The sequence below is a fragment of the Gemmatirosa kalamazoonensis genome, assembly GCF_000522985.1.
GTDB lineage: Bacteria > Gemmatimonadota > Gemmatimonadetes > Gemmatimonadales > Gemmatimonadaceae > Gemmatirosa > Gemmatirosa kalamazoonensis.
On the sequence record NZ_CP007128.1, the window covers coordinates 4,901,562 to 4,924,670 of the forward strand.

Consider the following 23,109-nt stretch of genomic DNA (forward strand, 5'->3'; position numbering starts at 1 on the left):
GGACTGCACTACGCGGCGCGGGTACGACGGATTCAGCTCCTCGCCGTCAAGGACGTGGGACCGGCGCCGGCGGCAACGCCCCCGGTGTCACCGCCCCAGGCGGCAGCGTGCCCGGTGGATAGGCCCCGGGCGGCGGCGCGGTCTGCTGGCAGGCCGTCCAGTCACCCTGCCCCGCGCGCTGGAAGAACCGCGCGGCCAGCTCGGCGTTCCCCTGCCGCTGGAGCGCACACCCCATCCACCCGTTGGCCACCCGGTCGGTGCCGTCGATGCGGAGCGCGCGCTCGAACCACTTCACCGCCTGCTCGGGATGCTGCGCCTGGAGGAGGTACTGCCCCATCTCGCGCAGGGCGAGCGTGTTCTGCGGCTCGAGCTGCACCGCGGTCTTCGCCTCGTTGAACGCGCGCGGCAGGTCGCCGTCCTGGCGCGCCATGCGGGCCAGGTACACGTGCGGCAGCGCCATCTTCGGTCGGTCGGCCGCCGCCTGCTCGAAGCTGCGACGCGCCGCGACGCGGTTGCCCTGGGTGAACTGCACGACGCCGTCCTTGAACGCCGCCGGATCGCCGCTGTTCGCCCACGCCCAGTACGCGGCCGCCGCGACGAGCAGCAGGAGCACGACGCCGATGATGAGCCCCGGCCCACGCCCCCGGCCGGCGGTCGGCTCGTAGACGTCGGGGCGCGCCGTCGTGCCGGGTGTCGCGACGCCGGGCGCAGCCGGCGCACCTGGCGCGGCGCGCGGCGGCGTCGTGGACGGCGGTGGTGGCGGCGTGCCCACGCCTCCGCCCGAGACGCGCACCGTCGGATACGTCGCCGTGTCGGCGCCGATGCCGACGCCGAGCGCCGCTTCGATCGCCTGGAAGCCGGAGCGAGCCGCGTCGACGTCGCTGTCCGTCGGGCGGTAGTCGGTGCGGCTCACGCGATCGCGCGCCGCGAGGAAGCCGAGGAGCGCATGCGCGTGCGCGTAGTCGAGCAGCCCGCGCTGCCGCACCTCGCTCACGAGTGCCTGGCCGGCGAGCGCCGAGCCGCCGAGCAGCGACCGCAGCGCCGTCTCGACCGCGCTCCAGCTCTCGATGACGTCGGCCGCGACGTCGTCCGGATGTCCCGCGAGATCGAGACGGGCGACGACGGGACGGACCGCGTCGAGCGCGGCGATCGCGGAGCGCTGGTTGGTCGAGATCATGCGCGTCTGCCTGGAAGCGTGAAGGCGGCGCGCGAGAACTACCGCGCGAGGTTACCGCACGATGCGCAGCAGCCCCGCGTCGGCGCTCCCCCGCACGAACGCCTCGGCGCTGGTCGCCGAGATGCGCACGCCCGTGCTGCGGAAGTGCCGCCGGGACTCCGCGGCCATGTAGTCGAACACCGAGCGTTCTGCGAACTCCGTGCTCGCGTCACGCATGCGCGAGACGATGTCGTCCCACGTGCCGTCGAACTGCTTTCCCTCGCGCGTGATGACGCGGTGCGCCACGCTCGCAGCGGGGTCGCGCTTCGCCTCCGCGTCGGCGAGCAGCGCGCCGAACAGCTCGAGCTGCGAGCGCACCTCGGGGTCGTCGCCCGAGTCGTCCGCCGCCTGCTCGATCTCGGCCAGCATCTCGTCGATCGTATCGGGCTCGCCGGCGAGCTCGCCGAGGCGCGCCTCCCACGGCTGCAGCTCGGGATCGTCGTCGGGGAGGCGGTAGATCGACTTCTTCAGCTCGACGAGCCGCCAGATCCCGAGCTCGTCCCAGTGGTCCTCGGGGGTCGAGCGGTCGAGGTGATAGAGCGCGGCCTCGAACTCGCCGCGGTCGTAGAGCACGTTCGCGAGGTAGATGCGCGCCTCGACGTGGTCGTTGTCGATCTGCAGGGCGCGGCGGAGCGTCGTGATCGCGCCGTCGTCGTCGCCCAGGCGGTGCATCGCGTAGCCCACGCACGCCACCGCTTCCGCGCTGTCCGGGGCCTGCTGCGCGCCGATCTCGAAGAACTCCTTCGCGTCCTCGATGAGCCCCTCGCGGAACAGGGCGCGCCCGACCTGCAGCATGAGGTCGATGTCGTCCTGATAGCCCAGCTCCAGCGTGCGCCGGAAGCAGCGCACCGCCGCGTCCTGCTGCCCGAACTTCATGAGCGTCTCGCCGAGGCCGGCCAGCGCGTCCTCGTGCTCCGGGTCGAGCACGAGCGCCTCGTCGAACGAGCGCCGCGCCCAAGCGTATTCCTCGCGCGCCAGGCGCGCGTACCCCATCCCGACGTGCAACTCCACCGCGTGCGGATAGAGCGAGAGCCCCTCGCGCAGCACGGTGAGCGCCTCGTCGTACTGCCCCTCGTTGTAAAGGGCGTGCGCGCGCTCGTCGTACTCCTCGGAGCTCAGGAAGGGGTTGGGCATAGCTCGGGTTTCCTCCAGTCGTTACGCCTATTGTACTGTCCGAGCGCTGCAGAGTTCAACGAAGCTCGGACGGCCAAGTCGCACGAGGCGAGCCGGGGATGTGCGGAACGCTCCTCCATGCGCGCTGACGCGCGCGGTCGAGGTGAACGGGCGGTGAGGGCGGTGAGGAACGGCGCACGCGCGGTCGTGCGGGGCGCGCGGCGGAATCGGTGGGACCGATGCGGTGGGGCGAAGCTGTCGTCACGCTCGTTCGCGAAGGTACCATGTGGTACCGACCCGAGCAACGGCGGGGTCGTCCGCGTCACCTTGCGACGCCGAAGGGCTCCTCGTGCCGTAGCGCGACGTCGGGTCGTCGCGCGCCCGTCGGCCGTCGCACCGGTGTCGGACGACGACTGCGCGGCGTGATCGAGCGCGTCGTGTCGCGCACGGCCGTGTCGGGGCGCGTCGGCGCGGGAGGCACCGGCGACAGCGGGACCGTGGTCGCCGGGTCGCCGTGCGCGAGCGCACCCGCCGCGGAGTCGACCCACGCCTGGATGTCGAGCCGGTTCGCGAGCGCCAGCGAGTCGCGGCGCGCGGCGGCGGACGTCGTAGGCTTCGCAGCGACCGTCGGCGGCGGGGCGGCGGGCTTCGGCGGCGCGGGCGGGGCGACGACACCGGCGACCTGCGCGCCGCCGATACGCGCCGTCGACGCGAGGAGCGCGACGGCGACCAACGCGAGTCTCGACAGGCTCGGCATGCCCCGCTCGTGCGCACGGGGCGTGCCGGGCCGTGGCGGTCATGCGGCGCGGCGTCGCCGGGCCACGACGAGCAGGAGCGCGCCGAGGACGAGCAGCGGGAGCGACCCCGGCTCGGCCGCGAGATCGACGCCGTCGGACGGCGGCGTCGTCGCGGGCACCGGGTCGCCGGGGACGGCGACCGCGGCGCCGTCGGCATCACCGATCGAGTCGCCGATCGCACCGTCGGCGGACTGCGCCGGCGCCACGACGATCACCGGGCCGGCAGGCCCGCCGGCGCCGCCTGGCGGCGACGCGCCGCCGATCGCCGGCGCGCCCCCGCCGGTGGTCGATGGCGGCTCGAGCGACGGCGGCACGACGCCGGCGCCGCCCGCGGACTGCGGATCGGCCGCGGGCGGGCCGGGCGCCGCGGGGGCGTCGGGATCCCAGGGGTCCGGCGGCGCGTTCCCGGCGGGCGGACTCCCCGCCTCGGGCGGCAGCAGCCGGCCCCCCAACGCCGCCTGGATCGCGTTCGTCGCGCCGCCGCGATCGACGACGACCAATGCGACCGTTCCGACGAGCAGTCCCCCGAGCAGCGCGCCGAGCGGCAGTCCGGCGCCGATCGTCGCGCCGTCGGCGCCGTCGCACGAGCGGGCCGCGCGGACGGAGCGGGCGGCGCTGTCGAGCATCGCCGGGGCCCTCGCCGGCTGGGAGTCCGCGGCGGTCGATCGGCGGGGCGCGCACTGGGCGCCTGCAGTCGCCGCCGCGGCGGCGCTCGCTGCGATGCAGGCCACGAACGGCAGCGGATGCCTCATCGGACCTCTTCGACGCGGGCGGAGGGGGGAAGACGGGCCCCGCGTCCTGCTGTTATAATTGCCGAGTCTGGCAATTGGCGCCATAGCGAGCCCGTGCGTGTCGGCCGGATTACGAGACCTTCACGCACGGCTCATGAATTGCTGGTGTCGTTCTCGTCCGTGGTGTCGGCGACGGTCCGACGTTGGGCCGCGTTCGCCGACCCGACTCCCGTGACCTGCTCCCTCACGAGACGCCCATGCCGCGCCTGGCCGAAGTCGCTGCCGCCTGCCTACTGGCCGCAGCCGCCCTCCCATTCCCGCTGGCCGCGCAGACCACCCCGGTCTATCCGGGCGACCCGAACTGGATCGCCGACGTGCTCCAGAACGCGAGCGCGCAGATCACCGGCACCCAGCCGCGGTCGGGGAACGGCTCGCTGCAGCTGCACACGACGGGCGACCTGCAGGACTGGGCGTACTTCGAGAACACGGCCGGCAACCCGAACACGGCGAGCTTCGGCCTGCTGACCGACATCTCGCAGCTCGCGTTCGACTGGTTCCGCGATCCGCTCGGCGTGGCGGGGGGCGACGTGCCGTGGCTCGCCCAGACGCCGATCCTGCGCCTCTTCGTCCGCGAGAACGACCCGGCCGGCGCGCCGCACTTCAGCCAGCTCGTCTGGGAGCGCTACTACACGAACAGCGCGCCGGCGCCGTTGAACCAGTGGCAGAGCGAGGACCTGCTCTCGCAGAATTTCTGGCGGGTGACGCTCGAGGGACCGAACGGCACGCTGCGGTCGTACACGCGCGCGGGATGCGCCGGCGGGCCGCTCGACCCGGCGTTCCCGCTGCTCACGCTGACGCCGGTCGCGTGGACGGGACCGAACGGCTGCTACGATCCGACGAACGCGTTCGTGTGGGGGATCGGCGTCGGCGTCGGGAGCAACTGGCCGCACGAGTTCCTCGGCTTCGCCGACAACGTGCAGCTCTCGTTCACGACCGGGACGCACATCGGCGCGAACTTCGAGCTGCGGCCCTCCTCGACGGTGCCGGAGCCGGCGACGGTCGGCCTCCTGTTCGTCGGGCTGCTCGCGCTCGGCGCGGGACGGCGCGCGGCGGCGAAGCGCAACGCCGCGTCGGTCACGTAAGCGGCACGCCCCGTCCGATGCGACACCGTGTCTGCGTCGTCGTCGGAACGCGGCCCGAGGCGATCAAGCTCGCGCCGGTCATTCGCGCGCTGCACGACCGGCGACACGCGGTGGAGTGCGTGGTGCTCGCGACGTCGCAGCACCGCGAGATGTTGCGGCAGGCGCTGGATGCGTTCGGCCTGCGCGCCGACGTCGACCTGGATCTCATGGTGGACGGGCAGGATCACCGCCAGTTCACGTCGCGCGCGATGCGGGCGCTGCACGAGAGCTTCGAGTCGCTGCAGCCGGCGGCGGTGATGGTCCAGGGCGACACGTCGACCGTCGCCGCGGCGGCGCTCATCGCGCGCGCGTGCGGGATCCTGCTCGTGCACGTGGAGGCGGGGCTGCGCTCGGGCAGTCTGAGCGACCCGTATCCGGAGGAGCTGAACCGGCGCATCGCGACGTGGGCCGCGGACCTGCACTTCGCGCCGACGGAGCGCGCGCGGTGTCAGCTGCTGGCCGAGGGCATCGATCCGGAGAGCGTGATCGTCACCGGCAACACGGTGGTCGACGCGCTCGGGAGCTTCCCGGCGGACGGACCGTTAGGCAACGCGCGACTCGACGCGCTGCCGTGGGACACGCAGCCGGTGCTGCTCGCGACGGTGCACCGCCGCGAGAACTATGGCGCGCGCCTCGGGCAGATCTGCGCCGCGCTCCGGACGATCGTCGAGCGGCACCCGGCGGCGCACGTCGTGATGCCGGTGCACCGCAACCCGCAGGTGCGGCAGCGCGTGCACGACGCGCTCGACGGCGTGGCGCGCGTCCATCTCACCGAGCCCCTGTCGTACCCGCTGCTGCTGCGCGTGCTGCGCCGCTGCCGACTCGTGCTGTCGGACTCCGGCGGGCTGCAGGAGGAGGTGCCGTCGTTCCACAAGCCGATCCTCATCCTGCGCGACCGCACCGAGCGCCCCGAGGTGCTCGACGCGGGATTCGGCCGCCTCGTCGGCGCATCGACGGAGACGATCGTGCGCGAGACGTCGCGCCTGCTGACCGACGCGCGCCTCTACGCGGAGATGTGCAGCGGCCGCAACCCGTTCGGCGATGGACAGGCGGCGGGACGCATCGCCGACGCACTCATCGCGCGGCTCGGCGCGCGGCGCGTCGCGATAGCGGCGTCGCGTCCGGCGTGAGCATGGGCGCGCGCGCGTGGTCGACCGCCCAGGCGGTGGGCACGCTCGTGCTCGCACTCGACGCGCGCCCCGCGGCCGCGCAGGGGACGTCTGCGGCGCCGCCGGCCGCCGCGGCACAGCACGCGCTCGAGGTGGGCGCGTCGCACCAGTGGGTGTCGAACGACTACGGCGACTGGGGCAGCGTGTACGCGCGCTACCAACGCCAGACGACGCTCGACGTGTGGTACGCGGACGCGCTCGCGGAGTACGCGTTCGGCGACCGCGGGCTGTTCGGCGGGGTCGCGTACCGGCGGGAGCTGAGCGCGCGAACGTTCGCGAGCGTCGGCGCGGGCGTGGGCAGCGGCGCGTTCTTCCTGCCCCGCGCGCGCGGCGACGCATCGGGCGGCGTGCGCTGGGGTCCGAGCCGGAGGCTCGTCTCGACGTTAGGCGCGACGTACCTGCGCTACCGCGGGCCGTACCGCGACGTCGCGCTGACACTGGCGACGGCGGCGTACTTCCGCGGCGCCGTGGCGGAGGTGGGGCTGCGCGCCAACCGCTCCACGCCGGGCGACGTGAGCTCGCAGCGCGCGTTCGCGGCGGTCACGATCGCCGCGGCGCCGGGCCAGACGGTGATCGTGCGCGGCGACGCGGGTACGGAAGGCTATCTGCTGCTCGGGCCGAGCACCGCGCAGGTCGCGTTCGCGAGCCGTGGCGCGACGGTGGCGTGGCGTGCACGCGTCGCGCCTCGGTGGACGCTCATCGCCTCCACCGAGGCGTACAAGAATCCGTTCTACTCGCGCGTCGGCGTGTCGGCCGGGGTGTCGCGGTCGTGGTGACGAGCGTCGTTCCCGAGGGGCGCCCGTCGCGGGTGCCGTCGCGCGCGCCGCTGTGGCGCCGCATCGTCAGCGCCGTGTCGCGGCGCGACGCGGTCTACGAGCTGCGGCGGCGCGGCGTGCGGGGGGGCGTCATCCGGCAGCACCGCGCCATGGCGACGCTCTCCGCGACGCCGATGCTGCTCGTGAACATGCTCGCCATCCCACTCGCGCTCACCGTGGGGGTGCTGCTCGCGCTGCCGTGGATCACCGACCGGTGGGGCGACCTGCTGCGCGCGTTAGGCACCCCGCTCGGCTTCGGGAACGTGGTGCTCGCGCGCGCGGTGTCCATCGGCAACCTGTACTCGCTCGCCATCCCGTACGTGAACGTGCAGGCGCCGTGGCCGGGGCGCGTGGCGCTCGTCGTCGGGGCGGTGGGGTCGCTGCTCGCGCTCGCGGCGACGTTCGCATTGTCGCCGCGCCAGCTGCCGCTGCGCTACGCGATTCGCGCGGTGGTCGCGCTGCAGCTCGTGTCGATCGCGTACTTCGCGCTCGCGCGGCCGCCGTTCGCGTACCGGCTTCCGGACTACCTCGTCGGCTTCCTCAGCACGGGCGCCGCGGTGCTCGTGCTGCTGCCGCTGCTGCTCGGGCTGACGTTCTTCCTGTTCCACATGGCGCTGTGGCGCAAGCTGCTGCTCGCGGCGCTGCTCGTGGCGCACATGGCGGTGCTGTTCCCGCTGCAGGCGCTGGTGCACGCGTACCTCGTGACGCACGCGACGCTGCTCGTGCTGCCGCCGCTGTTCCTCGTGTTCGGGCTGCTCGTGGAGACCGCGGTGTTCGTCGCGTTCTACGGCTGGGGGATGAGCTGGGCCGGTCACACGGCAGCCGAGGACGCGGTGTCGCCGCCACGGCGCCGGCGATCGGGAGCGCGGCACCCGTGACGGTCGTCATCATCCTCCTCGTGGCCGTAGTGGCCGTGCTCGCGCTGTACACGGTGCGCCACTACGTGTTCACGCTGAACCGGCTGTTAGGCACCCACCGCCAGCCGTACGTCGACGTGACGGTGGCGCAGTGGCCGCGGGTGGCGGTGTTCGTGCCCGCGCACAACGAGGAGCACGTCATCCGCGAGTCGCTCGAGGCGCTGCTCGCGTCGGAGTATCCGGCGGACCGCCTCGAGATCATCCCGGTGAACGACCGCTCCACCGACCGCACGCGCGAGATCGTGGACGACTACGCGGCGCGCTTCCCCGACCGGGTGCGCCCGTTCCATCGCACGGAGGGGCTGGCCGGAAAGGCCGCCGCGCTGCGCGACGCGTATCCGCTGTCGGACGCCGAGGTGCACCTCGTCTTCGACGCGGACTACATCCCGGGGCCGCGCGTGATCCAGCAGCTCACGGCGCCGTTCTTCGATCCCGAGGTGGGCGCCGTGATGGGGCGCGTGGTGCCGCTCAACATCGGCCGCTCGCTCATCACGCGGCTGCTCGACCTCGAGCGGTCGGGCGGCTACCAGGTGGACCAGCAGGCGCGCATGAACCTCCGCCTCGTACCGCAGTACGGCGGCACGGTCGGCGGCGTGCGGCGCGTCGCGCTCGAGCAGGTGGGCGGGTGGACGGTGGACTCGCTGGCCGAGGACACCGACGTCACGTACCGGCTGCTGCTGCACGGCTGGGAGGTCGTCTACCAGAACCGCTCCGAGTGCTACGAGGAGGTGCCGGAGAACTGGGCGACGCGCATCCGGCAGATCCGGCGGTGGGCGACGGGGCACAACCAGGCGCTGCGCCGCTACGCGGGCCCGCTGCTGCGCCGCGGTCGGCTGCTCGACCTGCGGCAGATCGCCGACGGCTCGCTGCTGCTGGGCGTGTACGTCGTGCCGGTGCTGCTGCTCGTCGGCTGGTCGCTCGCGGTCGCGGTGTTCTTCGCCGGACGGCTCCCGGCGCACGGGCTGCTCGCGCTGCTCGCGATCTCGTCGTTCAGCACGGTGGGCAACTTCGCGGCGTTCTTCGAGGTGGCGGTCGCGGTGCGGCTCGACGGGTCGCAGAACCGCGTGCGCCTGCTGCCGTTCCTGCTGCTCGGCTTCCTGGTGAGCGCGGTCGCGGTGATCCGCGCGTCGATGCCCGGCTGGCCCCGGTGGCCGGGACGGCGGCGCACGGTCACGTGGCACAAGACGGAGCGGCACCGCAACACGAACGGCGGGAACGGGGCCGGCACGTACGTGCTGATGTCCGCGCTGGAGTACCAGCGCTCCGAGCGATGACGGGGCTGCTTCCCTTCCTCGTGCTCCTGCTCGGGACGTGCGTGTGGGCGCTGCTGCCGTTCGTGCCCGCGGTGCGCGAGCTGCTGCGCCCGACCGACGCCGTGCCGTTAGGCATGGTGGGGCGCGACTCGGGCGACATCACGTACTTCGCGACCGGCTTCCGCGCGTTCCTGGAGCGGCACCCGATCCTCTCCTCGGGCAGCGACCCGGCGAACGTGACGGGCACGCTGGCCGACGGCGCGCCGTACGCGCGCGTCGCGACGCCGGGGCTGTGGACGCAGCTCCCGCGCGGCGAGCACGAGGAGATCACCGCCGTCGTCGTGCTCGACGGCCGCATGGCGGTACCGCCCAGCCAGGTGTTCGCGGCCGAGGTCTACGCACGACAGCCGATGCTCGGCGGCGTGGGGACGACGTATCGCGCGGTGCTGTGCGACGACGTGTGCCACCTGCTGTCGCGCAGCGTGGTGCTGCGGTGGATCCACGCGCGGCGGGCGCTGTGCGTGGGACGCGGGAGCACGCTGTACAACCGCGCGTCGTCGGACGATCGGATCACGCTCTCGAGCGACGTGCGGTTCGACCGACTCGGCGCGCCGATCATCGAGGTGGCCGGCGACGGCTCGCGGCCGTCACCGCCGACGCCGACACGTACGCCGTACGAGCCGCCGTCGACGATGACGCGCGTGCTCGGCGAGGGCGCGGCGGTGCCGTTCTACCGCGTCGAGGGCGACTTCGTGCTGCCGGAGGCGACCGTGCTGCGCGGCAACGTGGTGGTGCGGGGCACGGCGGTGGTGCAGCGCGGCGCGCGGCTGGAGGGGAGCCTCAAGGCGCACCGCGACGTGCGCGTCGAGGCCGGGGGCGAGGTGACGGACGCGCTCGTGAGCCGCCGCGACGTCACGGTCGAGGAGTGGGGCGTGGTCGGCGGGCCGCTCGTCGCGGAGCGCGACTGCGCGCTCGGGCGCTGGTCGCGCGTGGGCGACGTCGGATCGCCGACGACGATCGCCTGCCGCCGCCTCACGCTGTCCGCGGGGTGCCGCGTGCACGGGCGCGTGTCGACGCGCGGCGGCGGCACGACCGGCGTGCGACGGCCGGCCGCTACGGCGCCGGCGTCCCGTTAGGCGCGCGCCGCGGCCACGCGTCGGCGACCGCCTTGCCGAGCCGGGCGAGCACCGCGTTGCCCTCGGCGTCGATGGCGTAGCTCCGGTCGACGTTCTCCTTCGTGAGGCCGCAGACGACGACGCGCGACTGCAGATAGAACAGCGCGCAGTCGGCGCGCGACTGATCGACGTCGCCGGTCTTGTGCGCGACGCGCACGCCGTCGACCCACCGCACGAGCTTCGTCTCGTCCTGATTGTGGGCGAGGAAGTCGAGCATCGTGGAGTCCGCGGCGGGGCTCACCGCCTTGCCGTCGGCCAGCAGCGCGAACAGCTTCGCCATCTCGTTCGGCGTCGTGACGCCGAGGCCGTACTTGACGGAGCTGTCCATCGCCACGCTCGCCGCGCGGATGAAGGACTTGGAGTGCACCTTCGTGTGCATCAGCCCGAGCGACTCCATCTTGTCCCACGTGCGGCGAATGACGATGCGGTCGAGCAGCAGGTTCGTCGCCGTGTTGTCGCTGATCGTCGTCATCAGCCACGCCGCGTCGCGCACCGAGATCTCGATCCCCGGGTGCATGAACTGCAGCGTGCCGGAGCCGGGCACCTGGTCGATCTTCAGCACGGTGAGCGGGTCGTCGAGCGAGAGCATCTTCTTCTCGACGAGGTCGAACACGGTGACGAGGATCGACACCTTGATGAGGCTCGCCGTGGGGAACGTCTCGTCGCCACGGCGCTCGAGCCGCTCGCCGGTGTCGAGGTTCCACACCGTGTAGCCGAGGATCCCGCGATGCGACTCGGCGAGGGAGTCGAGCGTGCGGTGGAGGCGTGCCGTGTCGGCGTGAGTGAAGCGGCCGGGACTCGGGACTCGGGACTCGGGACTCGAAGTCTGCGCGTGCGCGCATCCCGTCGTCGCGAGCGTGAGCGCAAGCGCGCAGCCAGCGAGCAGCAACCCGAGTCCCGAGTCCCGCGTCCCGAGTCCCGTCATCAATCCTCGGCGTCCGCGAAGTCGTCCGACTTGCGCGCCTCGACGAGCTCGCGGTCGTTCGAGGTCGGGTCGTACATCGCGAGCAGCTTGATCGTCTCGCCCGGGTATGCGTCGAACTCCTTCCCCGTCCCCTTGTAGACCTTGATCTCGTGGCCGTCCTCGAAGCGCATGATGACGAGCGGGTAGTCGCTGTTGACGTATTGCTTCCGAACGCGCTTGGCGGGCATGACTGGTCCCTAGGCTGAAGGGTTTCGGTTCGAGCGGCTGCGTCGCCGCGTGGCTGCGTGAGCGAGTCGGTGTCACGCGGCCACGCAGCCACGCGGCGTCTTTCAGGTCACCACACTGCGTCGCCCGGCGAAGGTCTGCCATTCGCCCGACGTGAGAATCTCGTCGATCGCCACGACCGCCGCCTCGAGCTCGTCGTCCGTCGTGTAGAAGTGCGGCGCGACGCGGATGCCTGCGCCCGGGCGGTAGTCGACGACAATGTCGCGCGCGAGCAGACTCTGCGCCACCTCGTAGGCGTGGGGCACGTCGAACGCCACCGTGCCCCCGCGGCGCGCCGGGTCGCGCGGCGCGTGCACGGGAAAGCCGCGCGCGTCGGCGAGCGCGATGAGCCGCGCCGTCTGCCGCGTGCTCTTCGCGCGGATCGCGTCGATCCCCGCCGCGCGCACGATCCGCGGTCCCTCGATCGCCGCGTACAGCGCGGGCACCGACGGCGTGCCGCCGAGCCACCGCCACGCGCCCTCGGCGTGCTCCATCGTCGACTCGAACGCGAACGGCCGGGCGTGCGCCTGCCACCCGGTGACCGAGGGCCGCAGGTCGAGGCCAGGCCGCGTCCACAGGAAGCTCCCGCCAGGGCCCCCGCACAGCCACTTCAGCACCCCGCCGGTGAGGAAGTCGACGTCGAGCCCACGGACGTCCACCGGCACCACGCCGACGGAGTGATACGCGTCGAGCGCGACGAGGGCGCCGACCTCGCGCGCGCGACGCACGATCGGCGCGACGTCCACCACGTACGCGGAGCGGAAGAGGACGTGCGAGACGGCGACGAGCCGCGTGCGCTCGTCGATCGCGTCGACGACCCGCCCCGCATCGATCGTGAGCCCGTCGTCGCTCGGGACGACGACGACGCGCGCACCGAGCCGCGCGGCGAGCGCGTCGACGACGTAGCGCACCGACGGGAAGTCGAGCGCGGTCATCACGATCGCGTCGCCGGGCGCGAAGTCGAGCGCGGAGACGACGGCGGCCATCGCGGCGGTGACGTTGGGCACCATCGCGACCTCGCCCGCACCGGCACCGAGCAGCGGCGCGATCTCGTCGCCGACGGTGACGGGCATCTCCCACCACCGCTGCGCCCACGCGCGCACGCCGAGCGTCTCCCACGCGTCGGCGTACTCGAGGAGCCGGTCGCGCGTGGCGCGCGGCATCGCGCCGAGCGAGTTGGAGACGAGATACGTGGAGCGCGCGAGGATAGGGAACTCGTCGCGGAAGCGGAGCAGCGGGTCGGTCATGACGCGGGTTGACGCGTGGCGCGGCGGCTGCGCGTGAGCGCGAACACCGCCGCGGAGACGGCGAGCACGATCGCGAGCACCGCCCATTCGTTCGGCTGCACGCTCGTGAGCAGGCCGAGGATGACGGCGATCGCGAGCGCGGGGATCACGCCGGCGAACGGCACGCGGAACGGCGTGCCGCCGGCGCGCACGTCGCGGCGCCGGAGCTCCCACGCGGCGGCGGCGCACGCGATGTAGAGCAGCAGGATCGCGACGTTGGCGATGATGGCGAGCTTCTCGAACGTGCCGCTGACGGCGAGCAGCCACACGATGGTGGCCTGCACGACGATCGCGACGTGCGGCGTGCGATGCGTGGCGTGCACCGCGGCGAGGGCGCGCGGGAGGAAGCCGTCGCGCCCGAACGCGTAGAGCGCGCGCGGCATGGCGAGGATCATCCCGCTCACGTAGGCGAGCATGGAGAGCGTCGCGCCGGCGAGCACCATCGTGCGCCCCCACGGACCGATCGCGGCGCCCGCCGTGTCGGCGAGCGGCACGGTGGAGGTGGCGAGCGCGGGGCCGAGCACGCCCTCCGCGGCGAGGTGCAGCGCGAGGTAGATCAGCGTCACGCTCACCATCGCGATGGCGATCGCGCGCGGCACGGTGCGCGCCGGCTCGTGCACCTCGCCGCTCGGCACGAGCGCGCTCTCGATGCCGAGGTACGCGAAGATGAGCACGACCGACGTCCGCGTCACGGCGCCGAACGACGGCACGGTGCCCATGGCGAGGTTGCCCGGCCGAGCGGCGAGCGCGCCGAACGCGATGACGAGCAGCAGCGGCACGAGCTTCACGGCGGTGAGCACGAGGTTGAGCCGCGCGCCCTGTCGGACGCCGACGATGTTGACCCAGCTCAGTGCCACGAAGACGACGAGCATCACCGCCGCGCGCGCGACGACGCCGGCGAGCGCCGGCACCATCGCCGCGACCGCGTCGGCGAGCAGCGTGGCGACGGCGGCGAGGGCGAACGTGCCGGCGAGCCACAGCAGCACGCCGGAGAGAAAGCCGACGAACGGGCCGAACGCCACCTCGACGTACGCGTACGGGCCGCCGGTGAGCGACACCCGGCTCCCCGCTTCGGCGAAGCAGAGGACCACGAGGCCCACCGCGAGTGTACAGAGCAGGTACGCGAGCGGCGCGGCGCCCCCCAGCGCGCCGGCGACGGTGGCGGGGAGGCGGAAGATGCTGCCGCCGATGGTGACGTTCACGATGGCCGCGGCGAGCGTCCACGGGCCTAACGCGCGGACGAGCGAGCGGTCGGACGAAGCGGACACCTGGGCCATGAACGGCGCGTAGGGGGTGGCGGGGGTCGGAGGAATGTAGCAGCGTCGCGACATGGCGCCGCCGGCACTGGCGCGGTTCTTTCGCTTGTCCGGGTCGAACGCCCAACTCCGAGGTCGATCGATGTCCCGCTTCTCGTCCTTCCCGACGACGGTGCGCGCTCGCGCGCTGGCCGCGACCGTGGCGCTGTTCGCCGGCCGCTCGCTCCATGCGCAGCCGCAGGTCGCACGGTTCGCCCAGGTCGCGCAGCTCGCGCCCGCCGACAGCGTCCTCACTCCCTCGGCGAGCGGCGCCCCCGTCGCACCGGCCGGCCCGACGCTCGCGGCGGCCGCCGTCGCCGCGCGGCCCACGCAGGCGGACCGTCGACCGACGAGCGCCGAGGCCCGTGCCGCGGTCGCGCCGCGCGCGCACCACGGGCAGGCCGCGGCGCTCATGATCGTCGGGGGGGCCGCGGTCGTCCTCGGCATCCTCGTTGGTGGCGATGCGCAGACCCCGCTCGTCGTAGGAGGGGCGGTCGTCGGCCTCATCGGGTTGTACCAGTATCTCCTCTGAGCGCGCGAGGCCGGCGTCGCCGCCGGCTTCGCGTCCCTCGAAGGTGTCCCCGCACGCGGAGCAGTCGCATGAGCATCCCACCGACCGACACCCGATTCGCGCCGCGCATCGTCGCCCGTCCCGGGCCGCGCATCGCGCTCGTCCTCGGCGGCGGGGGGCTCAAGGGGTTCGCGCACATCGGCGTGCTGCGGGCGCTGCGCGAGCGCGGCATCCGGCCGGTCGTCTACGCCGGCGCGAGCATCGGCGCGCTGCTGGCGGCCGCCGCCGCGGGCGGGATGAGCCCCGCGGAGATGGCGTGGCGCGCGGAGCGGCTGGAGCGGCGCGACCTGTTCCGGCTGAACCACTACCAGATGCTGCTCGACCGCATCCGTGTCTCGTCGCTGTATGCCGCGGAGCCGCTGCGCGCGTTGATCGACGAGGTGGTGCCGCTCGGCACGTTCGACGACCTGCCGCTGCCGGTGCTCGTGAACACGGTGGACCTCGTGCGGTGCTCGCAGGTCGTGTGGGGGCTGCGTGGGCTGAGCGACGTGTCGGTGCGCGATGCGGTGTACGCGTCGTGCGCGCTGCCGGGCTTCTTCCCGCCGGGCGCGGTGAACGGCCGCGTGTGCGTCGACGGCGGCACGACCGACAACATGCCGGTATCGATCGCCGCGCGCCCCGGCGGCATCCCGCCGGTCGACGCGGTGATCGCGATCGACGTCGGCAACGCGGACCTGCTGCACGACGAGTCGATCGGCGGCCAGGGGTTCGCGCAGATCTTCATGCGCGCGGCGAGCGCCATGATGCACGCGCTGCAGGAGGCGCCGCTGCAGCACTGGAACGGCCCCCCGATGCTGCTCGTGCGCCCGAAGGTGAGCCACTTCGGGTGGTTCGCGTTCGGCCACACGCCGGAGCTGATCGAGGAGGGCTATCGCTCCACGGTGGAGGCGCTGCGGAACCTCGACGAGCTGCTCACCGCGGAGGGCGGGATCTGGCCGCGCCGGCCGGTCCGCGTGCGCGTGGACCGCGAACGGTGCACGGGATGCGGGCTGTGCGCCGCGATGGCGCCGCGCACGATGGGGCTCGACGGCACGGGCAAGGCGTTCGCGCTCTCGCGGGAGCTGTCCTGGTCACCGGCCGACGGCGACTTCGTGCGGCACTGCCCGACGGCGGCGATCGAGGTGGACGATCTGGCGAGCCGCGTGCTGCCGATCCTCGACGACGACTCGGACGAGCCGGTGGCGCCGGATGGTGTCGTACCGCCACCCGATGCGCTCCGAACCGATGGGGCGGCGCTGGTGAGGCGGCGCTGATCCGACGGCGCTGATACGGCGGCGCTGATAACGCGTGGTTTCAACGCCGCCGTTTCAGCGTCGAAGCATCAGCGCCGCGCTTCCAGCGCCGCCATGGCAAGCCGCGCATACGCGTCCACCGCGCCCCGCAGTTCAGGCACGTCCACGTACTCCCCGTCCGTGTGCGCGACGTGAATCGAGCCGGGCCCGAAGAGATACGGCGTCCCCCAGTTGCCGAGCGCCGGCACGTCCGTCGCGTACGCCACCACGCCCGTCGCGAAGCCCGGCACGGTGCCTAACCGCACCGGCGGCACCATCGGCCCGTACTCGATCGCCGCGCGGCCCGCCACCCATCGCTCCAGCAGCGGCTTGAGCTCCGCATCGGGCGTGACGAGGCGCGCCATGCATCGCGCTTCGGCCCACGGCGCGACGACGTTGTCCGCGACGCCGCCGGCGAGATGGCCGATGTTCACCGTCGTCTCGCCGAGCACCGGATCCGACGGCAGCGCGAGATCGTCGATCTCGCCTAACAGTCGCACGAGCTTCGCCGTCGCGGAGTCGCCGAGCTGCGGGTAGGCCGAGTGCGCGGCGCGGCCGCTCGCGCGCAGCGTGAAGCGGAGCGCGCCCTTCGTGCCGGTGCCGAGCACGCTCTCCGTCGGCTCGCCGTTCACGAGCACGCGGTTCTCCGGCGCGAGCCGTGGCTGTGCGGCGTTCGCGGCCTTCGCGCCGTCGTGCGTCGTCTCCTCGCCGACGACGAACAGCAGCCCGACGCGCACGCCGCGTGCGCGCAGCCGCTCGGCCGCGCACATCATCGCCGCGGCGATCCCCTTCGCGTCGCACGCACCGCGTCCCCACAGCCGATCGCCGTCGAGTCGCGGGGCGATGTACGGCGGCACCGTGTCGAGATGCGTGGAGAGCGTGACGAGCGGCGAGCGCTCGTCCGCCGACGCGAACAGCACGTCGCGCCCGGCCGTCACCGGCACGCGCGTCGTGCGCCATCCACGCGCGCCGAGCACGCGCTCCGCCGCGTCGATCGCGGGGCCCTCGGCGCCGCTGGTGGACGGCGCCTCCATCAGCGCGATGGCGACGGCGAGCGGATCGAGCGGCTCGGTGGCCGCGACCTCGAGTGCGAGCGGTTCGGTCATGCCGGGGAAGGTATCGGCGGCGTGCGAACGCGGTACCGGTCGCCGAGTGACGGACCGCGGTGACTGCTCCACATAGGGCCGGGTCCGACGCACAGGCGCGTTTGACGGAGCCCACAGGCGACGGCATGTTCGCCGCGCGGCGCCCCCCACTCGCGCCCTCGTGTCGACGTCAACCCGAAAGGAGGGAGACGATGCACGCACGCGGAGCCACGCCACCCGGCCGTCCGACCGCCCGCCCTGCCCCCCATGGACGCGCGCCACCGCCACTCTCGCCGCGGCACTGCTGCTCGCATGCGGGGCCCTCGCCGCCGTCCCGCTGCTCGCGCAACAACCGGGGCGCGGCACCGTACGCGGGCGCGTCGAGAACGCGGGCACCGGCACGCCGATCCCGAACGCGCAGATCCAGGTCGCGAGCACCACGCTCGGCGCGCAGAGCGGCGGCGACGGCACGTTCACCATCGCCGCCGTGCCCGCGGGATCGCAGACGCTGCGCGTGCGACTCATCGGCTATGCGCCGGTCGACCGCGTCGTCACCGTGGTCGCCGGACAGACGGCGGACGTGACGGTGGGCCTCAAGCCGGCGGCCGTCGCGCTCGACGAGGTCGTGGTGACGGGCACCGCGGGCCAGGCGCGTCGCCGCGAGGTGGGCAACGCGATCGCGTCGGTGAAGGCGGCCGACGCGCCGGAAGCGAAGACGAACGTCTCCGACTTCCTCGCCGCGCGCGTGCCCGGCGCCAGCATCCTGCAGAGCGCGGGCGTCATCGGCGCGGGCTCGTCGATCCGACTGCGCGGCAACACGAGCGTCGCGCTGAGCAACCAGCCCCTGATCTACGTCGACGGCGTGCGCATGCGCGGCGACGAGTATCCCAAGAACGTGCCCGCGGCGGGCGGACAGAACCTGCGTTCGTCGCACGTGAACGGGAGCCCGCTGAACGACATCAATCCCGACGACATCGAGCGCATCGAGGTGCTGAAGGGCGCCGCGGCGTCGACGCTGTACGGCACGGAGGCCGCGGCGGGCGTGATCCAGATCTTCACGAAGAAGGGATCCGCCGGCAAGGCGCTGTGGACCGCGCAGACGAGCCAGGGCTTCGCGAAGGAGCGGCCGTTCGGCACGGACGCGGTGCCGTACATGTTCATGGACCCGTGGCTGCGCACCGCGCCTCGCGGCTCGTACGCGCTCTCCGTCGCCGGCGGATCGCCCGCGCTGAAGTACTTCTCGTCGGGGCTCGTGGAGGACAACAAGGGCGTGCTGCCGAACGACCACGAGAAGAAGTACGGCGTGCGCGGCAACTTCAACTACCAGCCGATCCCGAAGCTCGCGCTGGAGTGGACGAGCTCCTACACGAACGACGACCTGCATCAGACGCCGGCGGGCAACAACGCGCACGGGCTCACGCTGAACGCGTTCCGCCGCGACCGCAACTACTTCGGGAGCGCGAACGTCGACACCATCAGCCAGGTGCTCGACTTCAAGCTCACCACGGGCGTCGACCACCTCATCCTCGGCGGCTCGGCCACGTACACGCCGCTGCCTAACGTCACGCAGCGCGTGACGCTCGGCCTCGACCGCGCCGCCGTCGAGAATCGGCAGCTCCGGCCGTTCGGCTTCCCGGGCGTGCCGCAGGGCGTCATCAGCGATCAGATGTGGGTCGCGAAGACGCTGAACGCGGACTACGTGGGCAACTGGGAGTGGCAGGCGATGCGCGCGCTGAAGTCGACGCTGTCGTGGGGCGGCCAGAGCGCGACCGTCGACACGCGCGACGTCGAGGGATACGCCGAGAACCTGCCGCCGATTCCCGTGCCCACCGTCTCCAGCGGATCCGCGCGGCAGGGCTTCGAGACGCGGCAGAAGGTGATCAACGCCGGGTTCTTCGTGCAGGAGCTGGTCGGCCTCGCCGACAAGTTCTTCGTCACCGGCGGCGTGCGGGTCGACGGCAACAGCGCGTTCGGCAAGGACTTCGGGCTGCAGACATACCCGAAGGTGAGCGCGGCGTACGTGATCTCCGAGGAGGGCTTCTGGCCGAAGGTGTTAGGCACCATGAAGCTGCGCGCGGCGTACGGCGAGGCCGGGCGCGCGCCGGGCGCGTTCGACGCCGTGCGCACGTGGGATCCGGTCGGCTGGAACAACCAGCCCGCGCTCGACCCGCGCAACCTCGGCAACCCGAACCTCGGCCCCGAGCGCACGAAGGAGGTCGAGCTCGGGTTCGAGCAGGCGCTGCTCGACCAGCGCGTGACGCTCGACTTCACCTGGTTCGACTCGAAGACCGTCGACGCGCTGCTGCGCGTGCGCAAGCCGCCGTCGACCGGCGGGTGGGACTCGCAGCTCGAGAACGTGGGCAAGCTGCAGAAGCGCGGCATCGAGGCGGCGTTGAACGCGGTGATCACGCAGTACCGCCTCGCGACGTGGAGCGCCGGCCTGTCGCTGTCGACGAACCACAGCAAGGCGCTCGACCTCGGCGGCGCGCCGTCGTTCGCCATGGCGAGCAATCCGGGCACGGTCTCGACGCTGTCGACGAACGGCTTCGGCTACGTCGCGCAGGGCTACCCGGTTCCGGTGATCCGCGCGCGGCTCATTCGCAACCCCGACGCGATCGGCGTCCCCGCGGACACGGTGCCGAACTACTACTTCGGCCCCGCGCAGCCGACGCACATCGTCGCGGCCAACACGTCGCTGCGCACGTGGCGCGGCATCGAGATCTCGGCGCGCGGCGAGCTGCAGGGCGGCCACTGGCTCGACGAGGACGCGTCGTTCCAGGCGCTGTCGCGCGCCGTCGAGTGGCCCACCTGCCAGTCGGCATACGACAAGATCAAGGCGAACCAGCAGGCGCAGCTCACGGTGCGCGAGACGCTGTGGTGCATCCAGAAGAACGTGCGGTCGGACATGTTCATCTACCCGGCCGACTTCTTCAAGCTGCGCGACGTGTCGCTGCGCGTGCCGTTAGGCCGCATGGTGCCGGGCACCCAGGCGGCGACGCTCGTGCTCTCGGCCGGCAACTGGTTCACGTGGAAGAAGAAGGAGTTCCCGGTGTTCGATCCCGAGCAGGCGGGGAACGACGGCTTCAACGCCGGCGTGCGCTACATCTCGGAGCACATCCCCGCGCCGGCGACGTTCACGGCGCAGCTCAAGGTCGCCTTCTGACCCGCGGAGCCGATCCCATGCGAACCACGCGCCTTCTCGCCACCGCCGCGGCGCTGCTCGTCGTGGCGTGCGACTTCCACGTGACGAATCCCGGCCCCGTCCAGGACGACTTCCTCGACCTCTCCGCGGCGTACCCGGCGATCGTCAACGGAGCCGGCCGCAACCTGTCGGACGCGCTGAACTGGATCTCCTACACCGGAGCCGCCGTCGCCCGCGAGCTGAACCCCGCCGGATCGACGGGCAGCTTCGGCATCAGCGTGCAGCAGCAGAACGGGAAGCTGATGGACGACGAGGTCAACACGCACTGGGGCAACGCGCAGCAGGCACGGTGGACCGCCGAGCAGGGACTCGAGCGGCTGCGCGCCGGCCTGAAGACGGACTTCGCGAAGAGCAAGGACGCCGCGCAGCTGCTGCTGTGGGCCGCGTACTCCAACCGCCTGCTCGGCGAGAACATGTGCGACGCCGTCATCGACGGTGGGCCGAAGGAGGCGTACACGGTCTACCTCGACCGCGCCGAGGCGCAGTTCACCGAGGCGATCGCCGTCGCGACCGCGGCGTCGCAGCCGGCGATGGCCACCGCCGCCACCGCGGGACGCGCGTCGGTGCGCGCGCTGAAGGGCAACTGGTCGGGCGCGGTGGCGGACGCGGCCGGCGTGCCTAACGCCTTCGTCTACCAGATGCCGTACAACACCGTCGACGTCGACCAGTACAACCGCATCTACTGGGCGGGCGCGAACCAGCCGTATCGCGCGCACACGGTGTGGCACACGTTCTACGAGGAGTACTTCAAGGCCACGAAGGATCCGCGCGTGGCGTGGGACTCGGACCCGAAGAACCCCACCGGCGACGCCGCGGTCGGCAACCTCGGGCGCGTGCCGTGGTACTTCCAGACGAAGTTCAAGGTGCGCGAGGCGCCGATCAACCTGTCGAGCGGCTGGGAGATGCGGCTCATCGAGGCGGAAGCGAAGCTCGTCGCGAACGACGTCGCCGGCGCCGCGACGTTGATCAACGCGCACCGCGTCGCGCTCGGCCTCGCGCCGTGGCCGGCGGCGACGGCGGTCGACGCGTGGACCGCGCTGAAGCGCGAGCGCGGCATCGAGCTGTGGCTCGAGGCGCGCCGGCTCGCCGACCTGCGGCGCTGGGCCGCCGCGAACCGGCCCGGCGTCACCGACGACATGGCGGGCCGCGATCTGTGCTTCCCGATCTCGCGGAACGAGAAGGAGACGAACCCCAACCTCGCCTCCTGACGGCGACCGCTCGTACGGCGACGTGACGACGGCGACCTCTCGCGGTGCGAGAGGTCGCCGTCGTCACGTCACGGTGCGAGCGGTCGCCGTGTTCAGCGTTTCGTCCACAGCAGCACCGTACCGCACCCACCGCCTGCGTACTCCACCGGCGCCACGATGCCGCGGTACACCTCGACGGCCATGACGTCGGCGGCCGGCACGAGCTGGTCGATGTCGTTGGCGCCGTCCTGGATCGGCATGCCGTCCAGGTACACCGTGGGCGTGCAGCGTCCGCGGCCCCGGATGACGTTGCCGAACTGACCCGGCAGCACCTGCATCCCGGGCACCGTGCGGAGCAGGTCCGACGGATACAGCGGGTTGCGACGCTCGATCTGGTCCGGCGTGATGAGCGTGCCGCCGTGCATCCTCGTGCGCTCGAGCGCCTCCGTGAGTTCCCGCGTCGCGACCGACATCTTGCCGACCACGACGACGCGGTCGAGCGACTGGGCGTACTTCGGCATCGCGAACTGCACGTCCGCCACGCGCCGCGTCGAGAGCTGCGCCACGGCGCGGGTCGGTCGGCGCCCGATCGCGCGCGCCTCCATCGTCCACGTGCCCGACGGCAGGCTGTCGAGCACGAACGCGCCCGTCTCGCTCGTCGTCGCCCCCCGCCCTTCGATGCCGAGCACGATGACCCGCGCGTGGCCGATCGGGTGACCCTTGTCGTCGCGCACCGTGCCGGTCAGTCGCGACGCGGTCGCGCGCGGAGCACCGACCGACAGATCCTGCCGCGTGACCGTGCCCGGCTTCACCTCCACCATCACGTCGCCGCTCGCCACGCCGCGTCCCTCGGCGCGCACCATCAGCTCGGCGTCGGACGGCACGCCGCACAGCACGAAGCTGCCGTCCACGCGCACGGGCAGCGGCACGCGGCGCGTCACCTGCGCGATGCGCCCGCGCCCGATCTCCAGCTCGGGCCACGCGACGAACGCGCGCACGCTGTCGACCGGCGCGTCGCGATCGGCGTCGCGCACCATCCCGACGAGCGCACCGGTCGAGTCGCCCGTCGCCTCGCCGCACAGCACGCGATGCATCCGGCGGCCGCCGGGCAGCGACAGCACCACCGCGGTCGTGTCTCCCGCCGCGACGTCGACGGCGCGCGTCGGCATGTCGAGCGACAGCATCCCCACGACCGGATGGTCGAAGCCAAGCACCCAGCGCCCCGCGGACACCGTGTCGAAGCGGAACGCGCCGAGCGAGTCGGCGTAGACCGTGCGCACGCGCACCAGATCGCCCGCCGGCGCCGCCTGCACGAGCGCTCCGGCGAGCGGCGCGCGCGCGAGGCTGTCGTACACCACGCCGCGGAGCACCGCCCGCTGCTGGGCACCGGCGCGCGGCGCCGCGATGACGACGACGAGCGCGCCGAGGGCGCCGAGCGCGCGGACGTGGCGAGAGTGGAGCGGCATGACGAACGCTGCCGTGGTGCAACGGACCAGGCAAGGGCTGGTTACATTGCAGACAGCCTGCGCGGCACCCGCTCACCCCGCGCAGCGGCTCCGCCAATCACGCCGCGCCCGGCCGCGGCCAGGGACCTCGGCCGGGCGCACAGACCGAGCACACAGCATGACGCACCCCAACTCCTTCGACGCGCGCGCG

At 72.8% G+C, this 23,109-nt stretch carries 20 protein-coding genes; 10 read left to right on the forward strand and 10 right to left on the reverse strand.

Features of this window, described 5'->3' with window-relative positions:
• Positions 1-46: 46 nt before the first annotated feature.
• From J421_RS21225 to J421_RS21240, 4 genes are all read right to left on the reverse strand, one after another.
• Positions 47-1,177 (reverse strand): tetratricopeptide repeat protein, encoded by a 1,131-nt coding sequence (locus J421_RS21225; RefSeq protein WP_025413185.1) that lies wholly within the window; start codon positions 1,175-1,177, stop codon positions 47-49.
• 51 nt (positions 1,178-1,228) lie between these two features.
• Complete coding sequence (locus tag J421_RS21230; RefSeq protein WP_025413186.1) at positions 1,229-2,350, reverse strand: tetratricopeptide repeat protein; 1,122 nt, start codon at positions 2,348-2,350, stop codon at positions 1,229-1,231.
• A gap of 301 nt (positions 2,351-2,651) precedes the next feature.
• Entirely contained in the window at positions 2,652-3,086 is a 435-nt protein-coding gene (locus J421_RS21235) for a hypothetical protein (RefSeq protein ID WP_025413187.1), read from the reverse strand.
• 39 nt (positions 3,087-3,125) lie between these two features.
• Entirely contained in the window at positions 3,126-3,752 is a 627-nt protein-coding gene (locus tag J421_RS21240) for a PEP-CTERM sorting domain-containing protein (RefSeq protein WP_025413188.1), read from the reverse strand.
• A 362-nt stretch (positions 3,753-4,114) separates the two neighbouring features.
• Here J421_RS21240 and J421_RS21245 point away from each other — a divergent pair, with 362 nt between their 5' ends.
• From J421_RS21245 to J421_RS21270, 6 genes are read left to right on the forward strand one after another with little or no spacing between them, the layout of a single operon-like run.
• The gene (locus tag J421_RS21245; RefSeq protein ID WP_025413189.1) at positions 4,115-4,999 is read left to right on the forward strand and encodes a PEP-CTERM sorting domain-containing protein; all 885 of its coding nucleotides are present in this window, start codon (positions 4,115-4,117) and stop codon (positions 4,997-4,999) included.
• A gap of 17 nt (positions 5,000-5,016) precedes the next feature.
• Positions 5,017-6,168, forward strand: a complete 1,152-nt coding sequence (wecB, locus tag J421_RS21250) for a non-hydrolyzing UDP-N-acetylglucosamine 2-epimerase (RefSeq protein WP_025413190.1) — start codon at positions 5,017-5,019, stop codon at positions 6,166-6,168.
• Between the two features lie 2 nt (positions 6,169-6,170).
• The gene (locus J421_RS21255) at positions 6,171-6,983 is read left to right on the forward strand and encodes a YaiO family outer membrane beta-barrel protein (RefSeq protein ID WP_025413191.1); all 813 of its coding nucleotides are present in this window, start codon (positions 6,171-6,173) and stop codon (positions 6,981-6,983) included.
• The gene (locus tag J421_RS21260; protein WP_148306452.1) at positions 6,980-7,900 is read left to right on the forward strand and encodes a hypothetical protein; all 921 of its coding nucleotides are present in this window, start codon (positions 6,980-6,982) and stop codon (positions 7,898-7,900) included. The genes J421_RS21255 and J421_RS21260 overlap by 4 nt, the downstream gene beginning before the upstream one ends.
• The gene (locus J421_RS21265; RefSeq protein ID WP_236646276.1) at positions 7,897-9,213 is read left to right on the forward strand and encodes a glycosyltransferase family 2 protein; all 1,317 of its coding nucleotides are present in this window, start codon (positions 7,897-7,899) and stop codon (positions 9,211-9,213) included. The genes J421_RS21260 and J421_RS21265 overlap by 4 nt, the downstream gene beginning before the upstream one ends.
• Positions 9,210-10,328 carry a bactofilin family protein gene (locus J421_RS21270; RefSeq protein WP_025413194.1) on the forward strand — a complete coding sequence of 373 codons (1,119 nt, stop codon included), beginning with the start codon at positions 9,210-9,212 and terminating at the stop codon, positions 10,326-10,328. The genes J421_RS21265 and J421_RS21270 overlap by 4 nt, the downstream gene beginning before the upstream one ends.
• Here the strand turns inward: J421_RS21270 and J421_RS21275 are convergent.
• The 4 genes from J421_RS21275 to J421_RS21285 form a co-directional block, all read right to left on the reverse strand.
• Positions 10,306-11,292 carry a serine hydrolase gene (locus J421_RS21275; protein WP_025413195.1) on the reverse strand — a complete coding sequence of 329 codons (987 nt, stop codon included), beginning with the start codon at positions 11,290-11,292 and terminating at the stop codon, positions 10,306-10,308. The genes J421_RS21270 and J421_RS21275 overlap by 23 nt on opposite strands.
• Positions 11,292-11,519 carry a hypothetical protein gene (locus J421_RS32960; protein ID WP_025413196.1) on the reverse strand — a complete coding sequence of 76 codons (228 nt, stop codon included), beginning with the start codon at positions 11,517-11,519 and terminating at the stop codon, positions 11,292-11,294. The genes J421_RS21275 and J421_RS32960 overlap by 1 nt, the downstream gene beginning before the upstream one ends.
• Before the next feature lie 102 nt (positions 11,520-11,621).
• Positions 11,622-12,803 carry an aminotransferase class V-fold PLP-dependent enzyme gene (locus tag J421_RS21280; protein WP_025413197.1) on the reverse strand — a complete coding sequence of 394 codons (1,182 nt, stop codon included), beginning with the start codon at positions 12,801-12,803 and terminating at the stop codon, positions 11,622-11,624.
• Entirely contained in the window at positions 12,800-14,110 is a 1,311-nt protein-coding gene (locus J421_RS21285; protein WP_158508865.1) for an APC family permease, read from the reverse strand. Before J421_RS21285 ends, J421_RS21280 begins: the two co-directional genes overlap by 4 nt.
• Positions 14,111-14,240: 130 nt before the next feature.
• Here J421_RS21285 and J421_RS32965 point away from each other — a divergent pair, with 130 nt between their 5' ends.
• A complete protein-coding gene (locus J421_RS32965; protein WP_025413199.1) occupies positions 14,241-14,669 on the forward strand; it encodes a hypothetical protein in 429 nt (142 codons plus the stop codon).
• A 68-nt stretch (positions 14,670-14,737) separates the two neighbouring features.
• Positions 14,738-15,961, forward strand: a complete 1,224-nt coding sequence (locus tag J421_RS21290; RefSeq protein ID WP_025413200.1) for a patatin-like phospholipase family protein — start codon at positions 14,738-14,740, stop codon at positions 15,959-15,961.
• 68 nt (positions 15,962-16,029) lie between these two features.
• On the opposite strand, the gene J421_RS21295 is transcribed toward J421_RS21290, so the two are convergent.
• Complete coding sequence (locus J421_RS21295; RefSeq protein WP_025413201.1) at positions 16,030-17,085, reverse strand: M20/M25/M40 family metallo-hydrolase; 1,056 nt, start codon at positions 17,083-17,085, stop codon at positions 16,030-16,032.
• Between the two features lie 160 nt (positions 17,086-17,245).
• Here J421_RS21295 and J421_RS21300 point away from each other — a divergent pair, with 160 nt between their 5' ends.
• Both J421_RS21300 and J421_RS21305 read left to right on the forward strand, forming a co-directional pair.
• Positions 17,246-20,227 (forward strand): TonB-dependent receptor domain-containing protein, encoded by a 2,982-nt coding sequence (locus J421_RS21300; protein ID WP_025413202.1) that lies wholly within the window; start codon positions 17,246-17,248, stop codon positions 20,225-20,227.
• A 17-nt stretch (positions 20,228-20,244) separates the two neighbouring features.
• Positions 20,245-21,474 carry a RagB/SusD family nutrient uptake outer membrane protein gene (locus J421_RS21305; protein ID WP_025413203.1) on the forward strand — a complete coding sequence of 410 codons (1,230 nt, stop codon included), beginning with the start codon at positions 20,245-20,247 and terminating at the stop codon, positions 21,472-21,474.
• 92 nt (positions 21,475-21,566) lie between these two features.
• On the opposite strand, the gene J421_RS32200 is transcribed toward J421_RS21305, so the two are convergent.
• Entirely contained in the window at positions 21,567-22,919 is a 1,353-nt protein-coding gene (locus J421_RS32200; protein ID WP_025413204.1) for a carboxypeptidase regulatory-like domain-containing protein, read from the reverse strand.
• Positions 22,920-23,109: the final 190 nt, after the last annotated feature.

Coding starts and splice junctions, on each gene's coding strand:
- J421_RS21225 (WP_025413185.1), bottom strand. CDS start 1,177: ATGATCTCGACCAACCAGCGCTCCGCGATCGCCGCGCTCGACGCGGTC.
- J421_RS21230 (WP_025413186.1), bottom strand. CDS start 2,350: ATGCCCAACCCCTTCCTGAGCTCCGAGGAGTACGACGAGCGCGCGCAC.
- J421_RS21235 (WP_025413187.1), bottom strand. CDS start 3,086: ATGCCGAGCCTGTCGAGACTCGCGTTGGTCGCCGTCGCGCTCCTCGCG.
- J421_RS21240 (WP_025413188.1), bottom strand. CDS start 3,752: ATGCTCGACAGCGCCGCCCGCTCCGTCCGCGCGGCCCGCTCGTGCGAC.
- J421_RS21245 (WP_025413189.1), top strand. CDS start 4,115: ATGCCGCGCCTGGCCGAAGTCGCTGCCGCCTGCCTACTGGCCGCAGCC.
- wecB (WP_025413190.1), top strand. CDS start 5,017: ATGCGACACCGTGTCTGCGTCGTCGTCGGAACGCGGCCCGAGGCGATC.
- J421_RS21255 (WP_025413191.1), top strand. CDS start 6,171: ATGGGCGCGCGCGCGTGGTCGACCGCCCAGGCGGTGGGCACGCTCGTG.
- J421_RS21270 (WP_025413194.1), top strand. CDS start 9,210: ATGACGGGGCTGCTTCCCTTCCTCGTGCTCCTGCTCGGGACGTGCGTG.
- J421_RS21275 (WP_025413195.1), bottom strand. CDS start 11,292: ATGACGGGACTCGGGACGCGGGACTCGGGACTCGGGTTGCTGCTCGCT.
- J421_RS32960 (WP_025413196.1), bottom strand. CDS start 11,519: ATGCCCGCCAAGCGCGTTCGGAAGCAATACGTCAACAGCGACTACCCG.
- J421_RS21280 (WP_025413197.1), bottom strand. CDS start 12,803: ATGACCGACCCGCTGCTCCGCTTCCGCGACGAGTTCCCTATCCTCGCG.
- J421_RS32965 (WP_025413199.1), top strand. CDS start 14,241: ATGTCCCGCTTCTCGTCCTTCCCGACGACGGTGCGCGCTCGCGCGCTG.
- J421_RS21290 (WP_025413200.1), top strand. CDS start 14,738: ATGAGCATCCCACCGACCGACACCCGATTCGCGCCGCGCATCGTCGCC.
- J421_RS21295 (WP_025413201.1), bottom strand. CDS start 17,085: ATGACCGAACCGCTCGCACTCGAGGTCGCGGCCACCGAGCCGCTCGAT.
- J421_RS21305 (WP_025413203.1), top strand. CDS start 20,245: ATGCGAACCACGCGCCTTCTCGCCACCGCCGCGGCGCTGCTCGTCGTG.
- J421_RS32200 (WP_025413204.1), bottom strand. CDS start 22,919: ATGCCGCTCCACTCTCGCCACGTCCGCGCGCTCGGCGCCCTCGGCGCG.